Source organism: Frigoribacterium sp. Leaf164 (genome assembly GCF_001423665.1).
Classification (GTDB): domain Bacteria; phylum Actinomycetota; class Actinomycetes; order Actinomycetales; family Microbacteriaceae; genus Frigoribacterium; species Frigoribacterium endophyticum.
The window spans coordinates 1,367,605-1,381,749 of sequence record NZ_LMOX01000003.1 but is presented as its reverse complement, the minus strand read 5'-3'; the positions used below and the strand labels follow the sequence as shown (position 1 = coordinate 1,381,749).

Below are 14,145 nucleotides of genomic sequence, written 5' to 3'. Positions count from 1 at the left end.
CTGGAACGGGGTGAACGACCTCCGTGTCGAGCAGGTCGACGAGCCGAGGCTGCTCAACGCCCACGACGCGATCGTCAAGGTGTCTCTCACCACCTCGTGCGGCAAAGACCTGCACCTGCTCGGCGGCTACGTGCCGACCATGCGCTCCGGCGACGTGCTCGGCCACGAGTTCGTCGGCGAGGTCGTCGAGGTCGGCTCGGCCGTCCGCCGGCACGCCGTCGGCGACCGGGTCGTCGTCAACTCGTTCATCGCCTGCGGCCGCTGCTGGTACTGCCGGCAGGAGCAGTACTCGCTCTGCGACAACGGCAACCCGAACGCGGGCATCGCCGAGGGCCTCTGGGGCCAGTCACCCGGCGGCTGCTTCGGCTACTCGCACGCGGTCGGCGGCTGGGCGGGCAGCCACGCGGAGTACATCCGGGTGCCGTACGCCGACGTCGGGGCCTTCACCGTGCCCGAGTCGGTCAGCGACGAGCGCGCGCTGTTCGCCTCCGACGCGGCGCCGACCGGCTGGATGGGCGCCGACCTCGGCGGCGTCGGGCCGGGGTCGACCGTGGCCGTCTGGGGTGCCGGCGGCGTCGGGCAGATGGCGGCCCGCGCCTCCCTGCTGCTCGGGGCGGAACGCGTCGTCGTCATCGACCGCCTGCCCGAGCGCCTCGCACAGGTGCGTGACGTGATCGGCGCCGAGACGATGGACTACACGCAGGTCGAGGTGCTGCCCGAGCTGCGCGAGCTCACCGGCGGCCGGGGCCCCGACGTCTGCATCGAGGCCGTCGGCATGGAGGCCCACCGCGACCGGCCGGACTTCGGCTACGACATGGTCAAGCAGCAGCTGCGGCTGCAGACCGACCGGCCCACGGCCGTGCGCGAGGCCGTGACGGCGGCCCGCAAGGGCGGCAGCGTGTTCGTGCTCGGCGTCTTCGGCGGGGTGGTCGACAAGTTCCCGCTCGGGGCGCTGATGAACAAGGGGCTGACCATGCGCGGGGCCCAGATGCACGGGCAGCGGTACACGCCGATGCTGCTCGAGCGCATGGCCGCCGGCGAGCTGACCACCGAGCACCTCGCGACCCACGTGATGCCGCTCGACGAGGCGCCGCGGGGCTACGAGATGTTCAAGGAGAAGGAGGACGGCTGCGTGCGGGCGGTGTTCCGCCCGTAGCGGCGTCGAGGAGGCGCGGGCGCGGCCCCTCAGAGGAGCCCGGTGAGCCCGGTGGTCACCAGCGTCGCGCCGCCGAGCAGCGCGACGCCCAGGGCGACCGCCCGCACGACGGGGGCGGGGACGCGGTGGCCCAGCGCGACTCCCGCGGCGGCTCCGGCCAGGAGGCCGGCGACGGCCCAGGCGAGCGGGGCTAGGGGCAGGCCGGCTGGGGCGGCCGCGCCAACGGCGACGGCGGTGGCGGAGGCGGCGCTACCGCCACCGCCACCGCCAGCGCCGTCGCCGACGAGCACCAGCACGGCGAGTGTCACGAGGTTGAGCGGCAGCGAGAAGGCCTGGAGGGTGGCGCTCATCACGCGCGGTTCCCACCGACGCTGCGCGGCGAAGATCGCCACCGGCGGGCCCGACGCCGCGGCGAGCGTGTTGAAGACGCCGCTGGCGGCCCCGGCCGCGACCGCCCCGCGGGTGCCGTCGAGCCAGCGCAGCTCGCGGCGCGCGATGACGAGCGCGGTCGCGACGACCACGACCGACCCCGCGAGCAGCGAGAGCAGCGGCGTGCGCACCGACTGCGCCAGCAGGGCGGTCGGCGTGACGAACAGGGCGGCGGGCACGAGCAGCCGCAGCGCGTCGCCGAGGCGGACGTGCTGCCACGAGCGCGCGAGCACCACGAGGTTGAGCACGATCGACATGACCAGCACCACACGCACGCCGGGGCCGTGACCGAGCACCAGCACGAGCAACGGCGAGCAGACGAGCGCGAAGCCGAGCCCCGAGGCGACCTGGCACGCGGCGCCGACGGCGACGACGAGCAGCACCGCGACGCCCAGCCAGTCCATGTGCCCCCCGCCGTGAGCCTACCGACCGGGCCCGCGCCTCCCGGGCTCAGCGCCCCTGGCCGCGCACCCCGACCTGCAGCGTCAGGCGCCGAGCAGCAGCTCCAGGCCGAGCACGGTCATGACGACGGCGATGAGCCCGTCGAGGATCCGCCACGACGACGGCCGCGCGAAGAAGGGGCGCAGGAGGCGCGAGCCGAGGCCCAGCGCCGCGAACCACGCGAGGCTGCCCGCGATCGCTCCCCCGGCGAACCACCAGCGCAGGTCGCCCTCCTGCTGGTTGGCCACCGAGCCGAGGAAGACGATCGTGTCGAGGTAGGTGTGCGGGTTGAGCCAGGTGAGGGCGAGGACGGTGAGGACGGCCGTGCGGCGGCGGACCGGGGCGGAGCCGGGCGCACGGCCAGGGGTCGACGAGCGGGCCGGCGCCGGGGCGGCGACCGTCGCGACCGAGCCGGTGGCGGGGCTGGTGACCGAGCCGCTGAGGGGTCCCTCGACCGGGCCGGTGGCGCCGACGGGCTCGAGGGGCCCGGAGCCGGGGCCGACCACGGGCGCGGCGGGCGTGCCGGACGCGGTGGGCGTGCCGGGCGAGGGGGCCTCGTCGGGCCCGTCGACCGTCAGCCCTCCGACCGGCCGGAGCGCCCGACGGGCGGCGAACCCGGCGTAGACGAGGAGGAACGCCGCCCCCACGACCCGCACGACGACGAGCGCCTGCGGAGCAGCGGCGACCACCGCACCGACCCCGGCGACGCCCGCGGTGATGAGCACGGCGTCGCTGAGGGCGCAGATCACGATGACCGGCACGATCACTCGGTTCACGCCCTGCAGGCCGAGCTTGAGGACGTACGCGTTCTGGGCGCCGATCGCGACGATGAGGGCGAGCCCGGTGCCCATGCCCGTGAGGGAGGTCAGCAGCAGCGTGGAAGTGGTCACCCGGCGACGCTACGTCCGCGCCGTGCATCTCTCCAGCTACAGATCGTCATGCCGCATAAGCTGTGCTGATGACGATCTCGGGGCCGCGCGCGTGACGCCGTTCGCGCTCGACCACCTCGAGACCCTGCGCGCCATCGTCGACGAGGGCACCTTCGAGGCCGCGGCCCAGCGGCTGCACATGACGCAGTCGGCTGTCTCGCAGCGCATCAAGGCGCTCGAGCGCACCGCGGGCCAGGTGCTGCTGCAGCGCACGACGCCGGTCGTGCCGACCGCGGCCGGCGACGTCGTGCTGCGCTACGCCCGCCAGGTGCAGCTGCTCGCCGCCGACACGGCGGCCGAGCTGGGGCACGGAGCACGAGGAGGCGCCTCCGACGCGGGTGCGCCGCCCCCGTCGCTGGCCCTGGCCGTCAACGCCGACTCGCTCGCCACCTGGTTCCTCGACGCGCTGGCGTCGCTGCCGCCGGAGGCGCCCGTGGTGTTCGACATCCGGCGCGAGGACGAGGAGCGGACGACGACCCTGCTGCGCCAGGGCGACGTGCTCGCGGCGGTGACGTCGACGAGGGAGCCGATCCAGGGCTGCACGTCGGAGGCGCTCGGCACGATGCGGTACCGCGCGGTGGCGAGCCCCGGGTACGTCGACCGCTGGCTCGGCGGGGTGCCGTCGATCGGCCGGGTCGACGCGACGCCGATGCTCTCGTTCGACCGCAACGACGACCTGCAGCGGGGGTTCCTCCGCCGGGCGCTCGGCTACGACCCGCGCCCGCCGCGGCACTACGTGCCCTCGTCGTCGGACTTCGTGCGGGCCGTCGGGCTCGGCCTCGGCTGGGCGCTGCTGCCCGACCAGCAGAGCGCCGACGACCTCGCCGCGGGGCGGCTCGTCGAGCTGTCGCCGGGCGACGTGGTCGACGTCGAGCTCTGGTGGCAGCGCTGGACGCTGGCCTCCCCCCTGCTCGACCGCGTCTCGGCGGCCGTCCGGGCGGGCGCCGCGGGGGCGCTGCTGCCGCCCGCCTGAGCGGTGCGGCGCCCGGCCCGCCCTGCCGCACTCGGGCCGAGCCCTTCGCGAGCGGGCGGGTCCGTGTCCTCGTGGGCGGGCCGGCGCTGACCCGCCCACGGGGACACGGACCCGCCGCACTGCCCACACCACCCGGTCCGACGCGAGACGGGCGGCGACAGACCCGTGCACCCCGCGCAGGCTCAGCACACGGCAGCGGCGCGGCGCAAGCCCCTGACGCGATGAGGCCCCGCGTGCAGGGCCGGTGGTTGCCTCGGTGGGCGCCGGGGCGCGGCCGACAGGACGGCCGGGCCCGACGGCGCCCGCCGCCAGGAGGACACGTGACCACGCCCGCCCGACCCGCCGCCGCCTCCTCGGAGCCGGCCCGTCCCGAGGGCTCGACCCGCGACTCCGGCTCGACCCGCGACTCCGGCACCCCGGGCGCCGACGGCGCCGCCGGCGGCTCGAAGCTCAAGCAGGCGATCACCGGCCCGCTGCTGTACCTCTTCATCCTCGGCGACGTGCTCGGCGCCGGCATCTACGCCCTCATGGGCACGCTCTCGGCCGAGGTCGGCGGCGCGCTCTGGGCCCCGCTGCTGCTCGCCCTGCTGCTCGCGCTGCTGACCGCGGGCTCGTACGCCGAGCTCGTCACCAAGTACCCGAAGGCCGGAGGCGCGGCGATCTTCGCCGAGAGGGCGTTCCGTCAGCCGGTGATCTCGTTCCTGGTCGGCTTCAGCATGCTCGCCGCCGGCGTCGTCAGCGCGGCCGGCCTCTCGCTCGCGTTCGCCGGCGACTACCTGTCGACCTTCGTCGACCTGCCGACCGTGCCGACCGCCATCGCCTTCCTCGCCCTCGTCGCCTGCCTCAATGCCCGCGGCATCAGCGAGTCGCTCAAGGGCAACGTCGTGATGACCGTGATCGAGGTGAGCGGCCTCGTCATCGTGATCGTCGTCGTCGCCGTGATGCTCGGCAGCGGGGGCGGCGACGTCGGCCGCGTCGGCGAGTTCCCGGCCGATGCTGACCCGGCGATCGCGACGCTCGGCGCCGCGATCATCGCCTACTACTCGTTCGTCGGCTTCGAGACGAGCGCCAACATCGCCGAGGAGGTGCGCGAGCCCCGCCGCGTCTACCCCCGCGCCCTGTTCGGCGCCCTCGCCACCGCCGGCGTCGTCTACGTGCTCGTCTGCCTCGCCAGCGCGATCGCCCTGCCCGCCGACGAGCTCAGCGGCTCGACCGGCCCCCTGCTCGACGTCGTCGCGGCCAGCGGCGTCGCCGTGCCCTCGTGGCTGTTCAGCCTCATCGCGCTGATCGCGGTCGCCAACGGCGCCCTGCTCACCATGATCATGTCGAGCCGCGTCACCTACGGCATGGCCGAGCAGGGGCTGCTGCCCCGCCCGCTCGGCGCCGTGCTCGAGAAGCGCCGCACGCCGTGGGCCGCCATCCTCGTCACCACGGCCGTCGCGATGGGGCTCACCCTCGTCGGCGACATCGGCACGCTCGCCGAGACGGTCGTGCTGCTGCTGCTCTTCGTGTTCGTCAGCACGAACGTCGCGGTGCTCGTGCTGCGGAAGGACCGCGTCGAGCACGAGCACTTCCGGGTCTGGACGGCCGTGCCCGTGCTGGGCGTCGCCTCCTGCGTCCTGCTGCTCACGCAGCAGAGCGCCCAGGTGTGGCTGTTCGGCGCGATCATGCTCGCCGCGGGCGTCGTGCTCTACCTGCTCGCGAAGCTCGGCAGCCGCCGCGGCCCGGAAGCCGGCAGCGGCGCGGGCACCGGCACCAGCAGCGGCACCGGCGCCGACCGGGCCTGAGGCACCCGGACCGCACCGACCGCGCGTCGTCCGCGACGCGAACAGCTCCGGCCCGGGCCGGGCGCCCGGCGCCCCGCCGGTGTCGACTCGGAGCACGGCCCGACCGACCGCACGACCGCCCGCGGCACAGCAGCCGCGGCGCACGACAGCCCGCGAGGGCGGAGGAGGCACCATGCGCGAACTCAGGATCGTCAAGGCACTCGAGGCGGTCGAGCGCGAGAAGAGGCTCGACCCGCTCGTCGAGAAGGTGGCCGGCGTCGTCGACGCCGTGCTGAAGCCCCGGGCGCTGCGCGACCTGCTGCACGGCGTGCCCGCCGGCCACCCGCTGCACCCCGTGATGGTGCTCGTGCCGACCGGCGCGTGGATCAGCGCGGCCCTCCTCGACCTGATGCCCGGCCAGGAGCGCCCCGCCCGCACCCTCGTCGGCGCCGGCGTGCTCGCGGTCGCCCCGTCGGCCCTGGCCGGCTTCGCCGACTGGTCGGCCACGCACGAACAGCAGAAGCGCACCGGGCTCGTGCACTCCGCCGCCAACCTCGTCGGCACCGCGCTCTACGGCGCCTCGTACCTGCAGCGGCTGCGCGGCAAGCAGACGAGCGCCAAGGTGCTCTCGTTCGCGGGCCTCGGAGCGGTGGGCCTCGGCGGCTTCATCGGCGGACACCTCGCCTACCGCCAGGCCGTCGGCGCGAACCACGCGGAGGACGTGCCGCACCTCGTCTCGCCCGGCTGGCACGAGGTCACCCGCCTCGACGCCCTGCCCGAGGGCGAACTGACCGGCCTCGACCTCGACGGGCAGCCGCTCGTCGCGCTGCGTCGCGGCGACGAGGTGGAGGTGCTCTCGAGCGTCTGCAGCCACCTCTCCGGACCGCTCTCCGAGGGCGAGCTCGTCACCGACGCGGGCAAGCCCGGCGAGGCCTGCGTCTCGTGCCCCTGGCACGACAGCGTCTTCTCGATGCGCACCGGCGAGGTCGTGCACGGTCCGGCGACGTCGCCGCAGCCGCGGTTCGACACCCGCGTCGTCGACGGCACGGTGGAGGTGCGGCTGCCCGACGCGGGCTGACCGCCCGGCCGACCCGCGCCTCCGGCAGGCCCTCGCTCCCCCTCCGGGGCGGTAGGGAGCCCGCCGGAGGCGCGGTGCGCGTAGTGCACGGACGCCCCGCGGGCAAGGGCGAGCACGGCCGGGCCCCTCGTGGTTCGGTCGATCCCATGAGACGACTCCACTACTCCGGCAGCTACATGCTGGTCGGTGACCGCACCTGCAAGGCCGTGCTCCGCTACGCGAGGGCGCTCGCCGAGGCCGACACCTCCGACATCGTGTCCGTGCCCGTCGTGACCGAGGGCGGCAGCAAGGCCTACGCGCACCTGCTCATCGGCCCGGCGAGCCAGGTGTTCTCCACCCCGGTCGAGAACAGCCAGGACGAGCCCGTCGACGAGGACGTCATCCGCGACCTCGAGGAGGCGACGCTGCGCCTCCAGCCCTCCCGGCCGGCCTGGCCGCAGGAGATGCTCGACATCCCCGACCTCGACAGCGAGAGCTACGGCGCCGAGTTCGCGAACGCGCCGGGCGCCGACGCCGAGGGCGACGAGGGCGACGACCAGGGCAAGGCGAGCGCGCACACCAGCGGCGCCGAGGCCGCCGCCGGGCCCGACGGCGCCACGGACGAGCGCCTCGCCGGCGCCCGCACCGGCTCCTGACCCGCTCTTCGTCGCAAATGCCGACCGTCGCAGGCTCGGCCGGGTCGCAACAGGGGGAAAACCCCGTATTGCGGCGCTGATGGTCGGCATTTGCGACACGGAGCGGTCGAGAGGGCGGAGGGGCCGGAGGCGCGGGGGCGGCGAGGGGAGCCGCCCGGCGACCTGACGTGGCAGGTTGAGCCGACTCCGCTCAACTTCTTCCGCCGACCGGGAATGACCCGGGGCTCCCTGCGTTTACTTGAGTCGCAGCCACTCAAGTTTCCCCAGGAGGTACCATGCCTGCACAGTTCGGCTCCGGCGACGGCGGCTCGTTCGACGAGTTCCTCGCCCGCCTCATGAACGGCGCCCGGTCGGGTCAGACCGGACGCCCCGTCGACATCTCGCGCCTGCTCAGCAGCGCCGCCCACGGGCTCGTCACCCGGGCCGGCGAGTTCGCCACCAGCCGTGGCCACGCCGAGGTCGACTCCCTGCACGTCCTGCGGGTGCTCCTCGACGAGTCGCCCGCCGCCGACGTCGTCCGCCACGCGGGCGTCGACCGCGACGCCCTGCTCCGAGCCGTCGACAGCCGCCTCCCCGGCCCCTCGTCCGACACCCCCAGCACCGTCGCCCTCACCCCGGCCGCCCAGCGCGTCCTGCTCCAGGCCGCACAGGCCGCCCGCGCGTTCGGCTCGACCTACGTCGACCCCGAGCACGTCTTCTTCTCGCTGGTCGTCGACCAGCAGTCGGTCAGCGGGCAGCTGCTCGCCGCCGCGGGCATCACCCCGCAGGCGCTCCAGGCGTTCGTCCGCGACGGGTCGCCGACCGGCGGGTCGACCGCGGGAGGCGCCGCAGGCGCGGCCGGGAGCGGAGCCGGCACGGGCACCGACGCGACCGGTGCCGGCGACCCGGCCCGCGACTCCGGCACGCCCACCCTCGACCAGTACGGCAGCGACCTCACGGCGCGCGCCCGCCGCGGCGAGATCGACCCGGTGATCGGCCGGGCCGACGAGGTCGAGCAGACCGTCGAGATCCTGCTGCGCCGGACGAAGAACAACCCGGTGCTGATCGGCGAGCCCGGCGTCGGCAAGACCGCCATCGTCGAGGGCCTCGCCCAGCGCATCGTCGACGGCGACGTGCCCGAGCTGCTGCAGGGCAAGCGCGTCGTCACGCTCGACCTGGCCGGCATGGTCAGCGGCACCCGCTACCGCGGCGACTTCGAGGAGCGCCTCACGACGGTCGTCGACGAGATCGCCGCCCACCAGGGCGAGCTGATCGTCTTCCTCGACGAGATCCACACGGTCGTCGGGGCCGGCGGCAACGGCGACGGCACCATGGACGCCGGGAACATCCTCAAGCCCCGCCTCGCCCGCGGCGAGCTGCACCTCATCGGCGCGACGACGCTGAAGGAGTACCGCACGATCGAGAAGGACGCCGCCCTCGAGCGCCGCTTCCAGCCCGTCACGGTGCCCGAGCCGAGCGTCGACGACGCCGTGCTCATCCTCACCGGGCTCGCCCCGCGCTACGAGGAGCACCACGGCGTCGCCTACGCGCCGGAAGCCCTGCGCGCGGCCGTCGAGCTGTCGGCGCGCTACGTCAGCGACAGGTTCCTGCCCGACAAGGCGATCGACCTGATCGACCAGGCCGGCGCCCGTCGTCGCCTGCGCCTCGGCGGCCGGGTCGACACCGCGGCGCTCCAGGCCCGGCTCGCCGAGCTCGAGTCGTCGAAGCACGCCGCGGTCGCCGCGGAGCGCTACGAGGAGGCGTCGCACCTGCGCGACGAGATCGAGGCCGTGCAGGAGTCGCTGGCCGCGGCGGTCGGGAGCGGTCACGCCGACAGCACGGCGGCGGTCGGCACGGAGGCGGTCGGCACGGAGATCACCGCGGCGGACGTCGCCGAGATGGCCGCCCGCGCCACGGGCATCCCGGTCGCGCGCCTCACCGACGGCGACCGCTCGCGGCTCGCCCTGCTCGAGCAGGAGCTGCACGCCCGGGTGGTCGGCCAGGACGACGCGGTCACCGCGATCGCCAAGTCGGTGCGGCGCAGCCGGACGGGCCTCGGCGACCCCGCCCGCCCGACCGGGTCGTTCCTCTTCCTCGGGCCGACCGGCGTCGGCAAGACCGAGCTGGCGAAGGCCCTGGCCGAGTCGCTCTTCGGCGACGAGGGCGCGATGATCCGGCTCGACATGAGCGAGTACGGCGAGCGCCACACGGTGAGCCGCCTGGTCGGCTCCCCTCCCGGCTACGTCGGCTACGACGAGGCCGGCCAGCTGACCGAGCGCGTGCGGCGGAACCCGTACTCGGTGATCCTGCTCGACGAGATCGAGAAGGCGCACCCCGACGTGTTCAACCTGCTGCTCCAGGTGCTCGACGACGGGCGGCTGACCGACGGCCAGGGCCGCACGGTCGACTTCCGCAACACGGTCGTCGTGATGACGTCGAACCTCGGCTCGGAGTTCCTCGCCTCGCGCGGCGGAGCCCTCGGCTTCACGCCGGCCGGGCCCGTCGGCTCCGACCCCGCGGCCGGGAACGGCTTCGGGTCGGAGAAGGCGCTGCGCGACCGCGTCATGGGCAAGCTGCGGGAGGCGATGCGGCCCGAGTTCCTCAACCGCATCGACGAGATCGTGCTCTTCCGCAAGCTCGACCGGGCGCAGCTGCGCGACATCGTGCGCCTGCTGCTCGGGGCGACCTCGCGTCGCCTCCAGGCCCAGGGCATCGCGGTCGAGATCGACGACGCGGCCACCGACTGGATCGTCGACCACGGCTACGAGCCCGAGTTCGGCGCCCGGCCGCTGCGCCGCACGATCCAGCGCGAGGTCGACGACCGGCTCGCCGACCTGATGGTCTCCGGCGCGGTCGCGGCCGGCGGGCACGTGCTGGTCAGCGTCGGAGGCGACGGCGAGCTCGTCGCCCGCCCTGTCGCGGCGGAGGTCGCGAGCGCGGCCTAGCCGCGGGGCGGCTGCGGCTACGGCTGCGGGACTGCGGAGGCGCGGTGTCGGTCTGACCGGCACCGCGCCTCCCTGCGTCCGCCGCCGTGACCCTGCTCTCGCGCTCTCTTCTCAAATTTGAGCGTGATCCGCCGGATGACGAGGCCGGAGCCGCGCCACCCGGCTCCTCGACGACGGATCTCTCTCGCATTCCCCGTGTCCCTGCATCAGACAGCCGCCGACCTTGTGACGTTCCTGGTTTTAATGTCAGGGTATGTATGCACGATCGAGGATCGGTCGAGCAGACAGGAACGGGTGATCATGACCAGTGTCAGCAGCATCGGGACGACCGTCGGGCGGAGCCTGGCCACCCTCGCGACCACGGGAGCGCTCGTGCTCGGCGCGGGGCTCGCACCTGCGGTCGCCGCTCCCGCCCCGGCGTCGACCCCGACCGCGACCTCGACGTCGACATCGACGTCGACCTCGGAGTCGGCCACCACGGCCGCGACCACCGGCACGGAGGCGGAGTCCGGCATGATGCCGGCCGGCGAGTTCTCCACCCTCGGATCGACGTACGTGGGCGGCGGGTACTTCGAGTGGGGCGTGACGTCCTCCACCGTGTACGCCAAGTACCAGCACTACTCGAGGACGCACCGGGCCACGGCCTGCGCGAACGGGCAGACGCAGTGCCTGCGCTCGGGCAACGCGGCACCGTCCTACCTCGCCAGCGCGGTGAGGGCGAAGAGCAAGAGCAACAACACGGCGTGGTGGGCGGTCCTCTGACCCGTCGGCGCACGGGCGCCACGACGGTGATCGCCGTCGTGGCGGCCTACGCGCTCGCCGCGGGCGTCGCCCTGGCCGCCGCCGAGGGCCAGGACATCTGGGGAAGCGGCGGGAGCGGCGGCCGGGGCACCGGGGTCGTCGTCCTGGAGACGCCGCCGGACCTCGGGCACGACGCGACACGGCAGGAACTCCTCCGGGCGGTGACGTCGACGGGCGACCAGGTCGCCCGCATGACCCCGGACGACTCGCCCGGCGCTGGTGTCGGCGACTCGCTCGTCCATCCCCTGACCGGCGGAGCCGGGCAGCCCCTGGGCCCCTGGGTGCGATGGACCCTCGCCGACCACGACTCCTGGCTCGACCTCGACCCCCGCGGCTTCTACGTGACCGACGCGGACGACCCGAGCCCCCTCCTCGCCGCTCTCGACAGCGCCGGCTTCACCGCGGCGGACGCGACGGTGGGGCCTCTCGACGAGCTCCGGGCGCTGGTCACGGTGCCCTCCGTCGCCGGGCTGCTCGTGACGGTGATGCTCGTCGCCCTCGGTGCGGCCGGCGTCGAGGCCGAGCGCGGCCGCCGACGCCGCCTGGTCTGCGCGCTCGTCGGGTGGACCCGACGACGTGCCCTCGTCGCCGAGCTCCGGGAGGCAGCATCGCCCCTGGCAGGAGCGGCCCTCGGCTCGGTGCTGCTCGTGCTGGCTCTCTGGTGGAGCGTCGGCGGGCTCCGGAGACCCGAGTTCGTCCTGCCCGTGATCGCTCTGATCTGGGGCGGAACGACAGCGTGGCTGCTCCTCTGTCGAGCGACGGCGGCGCACGGACCCCGGCCGTCGAGGCTGCTCTCAGCCAGCACCGGAGCAGGGAGCCGCCGGCGTGCGCTCGTCGTGCCGATCGCGCTGCACGTCGCCCTCGTCGCGGTCGTGGCGGGCGAGGTCGCCCTCGGCCAGCGCGCCGCCGACGCCGCCGACCGTGTCGCGACCTCCTCCGCGGCGCAGCTCGACCTGCACGAGGGGTCCGTGCTCAGCGTCGGCCTCGCCGGCGCTGACGACCGCGAGTTCGACCGGGCGCTCGCCCGGGTGGCCCGTGACGAGATCGCCTCCGGCAGGGCGACGATGGGCGACCCCGACACCGTTCCCGGCGCGCTCGTCACCGCCCGGGTCGGGACCCGCACCGGCACCGGCGCCGAGACCGGCGAGCCGCACGGCGACGGGGACGACGTCGTCGTCGTGCGGACCGCAGGCGACCCCGAGGCGGCACGGGCCCTCGCCGCCGACGTCGTCGCCTACCTCCGGATGGTCTGGACCACGACCGGCGACGTGCTGCCTCCGCTCGGCGCTCGCCTCGAGACCCTGCCGCCCGGCGTCGTCGTGCCCGACCCCGCGACCCTGCGCCTCTCCCCCGTCGACGGGCCGCCGACCGTGATCGTCGAGGTGCCCCTGGTGCACCTGCCCGACGACGTGCTGGCGACCGCCGCCTTCAACGGCCGGGTGGTCTTCGACGACCGCACCTCGGTGGAGGCGGCCCTCGACGACGTCGGCGTGCTGCCCCTCGTCCACGGGTGGGAGACCGTCGGTGACGGCTACGCCCGCGCCGCCCGCGAGGTGCTCGCCGAGCAGCGCCTCGTCGTCCTCGCGGCGGGGCTCGGCGGGCTCGCCCTCGCGGCCGGGCTCGTCGTGGCGACGACGGCGCACGTCACGCGCACCCGTCGGCGTCGGCTGCTCCTCGCGACCGTCGGACGCTCGGACTGGTCGGTCGACCTCCCCCACGTCGTCGTCGGCGCCGGCCTCACCACCGCCGCCTGCGCGCTCGGTCTCACGGTCGCGCGGCCCGACGGCCCTGCCGACGCCCTCGTCGTCACCGGCGCGGCCGTCGGGCTGCACGTCGCCCTCGCGGGCGCGGCGCTCCTCGCCGCCCGACGCCGCCTCGCACGCCCGTCCCCCACCGCCGCCGCCCTGCCCTCCGAGGAGACCCCGTGACCCACCCGCACCGAGGCCGGCCGACGCCGGTGCCGACGACCGCCACCGCGCCTCCCGGGCCTCCCGCACCGTCCCGAGGGCCGACCGCCCCCCTCGTCGTGGCGGGCCTCGGTCTGCGGACAAGGCGCCGGGACCTGTGGCGCGGCCTCGACCTGACGGCCGAGCCGGGTGCCGCGGTGGCGGTGACGGGGCCGAACGGCAGCGGGAAGTCGTCCCTACTGGCGTGCATCGCGGGTCTCCGGGCCCCGACCACGGGGACCGTGACGGTCGCGGGCTCCGCCGTCGGCACGGCGGGGAGCCGCGCCCTGCGCCGACACCTCCGTGAGACGTGCGGCGTCCTGCTGCAGCACGGCAGCCTGGTGCCGGAGTGGACCGTCCGCGAGAACGTCGACGTCGTACGCCCGCACGGGGTCAGCCGCGAGACGAGACGGGCGCGGGGGCGAGCCGCGCTGCGTCGACTGCAGCTCGACGGACGGGGCGACGACGTCACCGGCCACCTCAGCGGCGGTGAGCAGCAGCGGGTGGCCGCCGCGCGCCTCCTCGTCCACCGCCCCGCGCTCGTGGTGGCCGACGAACCGACCTCGGCGCTCGACGCCGCGGGGCGCGAGCTGGTGCTCGACGCCCTCGACGAGCTGCGCCGGGAGGGCACCGTCGTGGTCGTCGCGACCCACGACCCCGTCGTCGCGGAGTGGTGCGACGTGGTCGTCGAGCTGGGAGGCGCGGATCAGGTCGCTCGCGCGGCCGCGGGCGTATCGTCGGGGGCATGAGCGCAACCGACGACACCACCCCGTCCACCGCCCCCGACGGATCCACCGAGATCACCGACGAGCAGGCGAAGTACACCGAGGAGCTCCCCGACGGCAAGAAGGCCGGGCTCGTCGACGACGACAAGGACTCGGAGTCGACCGACAACTAGTCGACGGCCCCCGCCCCACCACGCCAGAGCGGCGTCGCCCCGACGAGGGCGGCGCCGCTCTCGTGCGCTCGCGGCAGCCGCCCGCCGCCACTGCCCGCCGTCCGCCGCCCGCCGCCCGCCTCACCGTGACGAACCACGTCCTCGCAGCGGAACCCCGCCGCGGCGTGGT

The 14,145-nt window shown here is 75.1% G+C and carries 12 protein-coding genes; 10 read left to right on the top strand and 2 right to left on the bottom strand.

Annotated features, from left to right (window positions below; all coding sequences use genetic code 11):
• The first annotated feature begins 10 nt into the window (after nt 1-10).
• Nucleotides 11-1,156, top strand: coding sequence for a zinc-dependent alcohol dehydrogenase (locus ASF82_RS14490; protein WP_235491301.1), 1,146 nt, complete (start codon nt 11-13; stop codon nt 1,154-1,156).
• Between the two features lie 29 nt (nt 1,157-1,185).
• Here ASF82_RS14490 and ASF82_RS14485 read toward each other — a convergent pair whose 3' ends face one another.
• Nucleotides 1,186-1,989 carry a TSUP family transporter gene (locus tag ASF82_RS14485; RefSeq protein WP_056058478.1) on the bottom strand — a complete coding sequence of 268 codons (804 nt, stop codon included), beginning with the start codon at nt 1,987-1,989 and terminating at the stop codon, nt 1,186-1,188.
• A gap of 81 nt (nt 1,990-2,070) precedes the next feature.
• Nucleotides 2,071-2,916 (bottom strand): LysE/ArgO family amino acid transporter, encoded by an 846-nt coding sequence (locus tag ASF82_RS14480; RefSeq protein ID WP_235491300.1) that lies wholly within the window; start codon nt 2,914-2,916, stop codon nt 2,071-2,073.
• Between the two features lie 91 nt (nt 2,917-3,007).
• Between ASF82_RS14480 and ASF82_RS14475 the strand changes: the two genes are divergently transcribed.
• The 9 genes from ASF82_RS14475 (at nt 3,008) to ASF82_RS15670 (ending at nt 13,976) form a co-directional block, all read left to right on the top strand.
• Nucleotides 3,008-3,928 (top strand): LysR family transcriptional regulator ArgP, encoded by a 921-nt coding sequence (locus ASF82_RS14475; RefSeq protein WP_056058475.1) that lies wholly within the window; start codon nt 3,008-3,010, stop codon nt 3,926-3,928.
• A gap of 461 nt (nt 3,929-4,389) precedes the next feature.
• Complete coding sequence (locus ASF82_RS14470; protein WP_056059274.1) at nt 4,390-5,715, top strand: APC family permease; 1,326 nt, start codon at nt 4,390-4,392, stop codon at nt 5,713-5,715.
• 172 nt (nt 5,716-5,887) lie between these two features.
• Complete coding sequence (locus ASF82_RS14465) at nt 5,888-6,772, top strand: Rieske (2Fe-2S) protein (protein ID WP_056058472.1); 885 nt, start codon at nt 5,888-5,890, stop codon at nt 6,770-6,772.
• Between the two features lie 146 nt (nt 6,773-6,918).
• Nucleotides 6,919-7,407, top strand: coding sequence for a hypothetical protein (locus ASF82_RS14460; protein WP_156370179.1), 489 nt, complete (start codon nt 6,919-6,921; stop codon nt 7,405-7,407).
• 275 nt (nt 7,408-7,682) lie between these two features.
• A complete protein-coding gene (locus tag ASF82_RS14455) occupies nt 7,683-10,331 on the top strand; it encodes an ATP-dependent Clp protease ATP-binding subunit (protein WP_056058467.1) in 2,649 nt (882 codons plus the stop codon).
• Between the two features lie 300 nt (nt 10,332-10,631).
• Nucleotides 10,632-11,093: a lactococcin 972 family bacteriocin gene (locus tag ASF82_RS14450; protein WP_156370177.1), complete on the top strand. Its 462-nt coding sequence runs from the start codon at nt 10,632-10,634 to the stop codon at nt 11,091-11,093.
• Nucleotides 11,075-13,060, top strand: coding sequence for a hypothetical protein (locus tag ASF82_RS15830; protein WP_056058463.1), 1,986 nt, complete (start codon nt 11,075-11,077; stop codon nt 13,058-13,060). The genes ASF82_RS14450 and ASF82_RS15830 overlap by 19 nt, the downstream gene beginning before the upstream one ends.
• Nucleotides 13,057-13,827: an ABC transporter ATP-binding protein gene (locus ASF82_RS14440; RefSeq protein ID WP_082514669.1), complete on the top strand. Its 771-nt coding sequence runs from the start codon at nt 13,057-13,059 to the stop codon at nt 13,825-13,827. Before ASF82_RS15830 ends, ASF82_RS14440 begins: the two co-directional genes overlap by 4 nt.
• The gene (locus ASF82_RS15670; RefSeq protein WP_156370173.1) at nt 13,824-13,976 is read left to right on the top strand and encodes a hypothetical protein; all 153 of its coding nucleotides are present in this window, start codon (nt 13,824-13,826) and stop codon (nt 13,974-13,976) included. Before ASF82_RS14440 ends, ASF82_RS15670 begins: the two co-directional genes overlap by 4 nt.
• Nucleotides 13,977-14,145: the final 169 nt, after the last annotated feature.

Bases quoted from the DNA above. Each gene is read 5' to 3' on its own strand.
- ASF82_RS14485 (WP_056058478.1), bottom strand. From the start codon at position 1,989: ATGGACTGGCTGGGCGTCGCGGTGCTGCTCGTCGTCGCCGTCGGCGCC.
- ASF82_RS14465 (WP_056058472.1), top strand. From the start codon at position 5,888: ATGCGCGAACTCAGGATCGTCAAGGCACTCGAGGCGGTCGAGCGCGAG.
- ASF82_RS15670 (WP_156370173.1), top strand. From the start codon at position 13,824: ATGAGCGCAACCGACGACACCACCCCGTCCACCGCCCCCGACGGATCC.
- ASF82_RS14460 (WP_156370179.1), top strand. From the start codon at position 6,919: ATGAGACGACTCCACTACTCCGGCAGCTACATGCTGGTCGGTGACCGC.
- ASF82_RS14450 (WP_156370177.1), top strand. From the start codon at position 10,632: ATGACCAGTGTCAGCAGCATCGGGACGACCGTCGGGCGGAGCCTGGCC.
- ASF82_RS14455 (WP_056058467.1), top strand. From the start codon at position 7,683: ATGCCTGCACAGTTCGGCTCCGGCGACGGCGGCTCGTTCGACGAGTTC.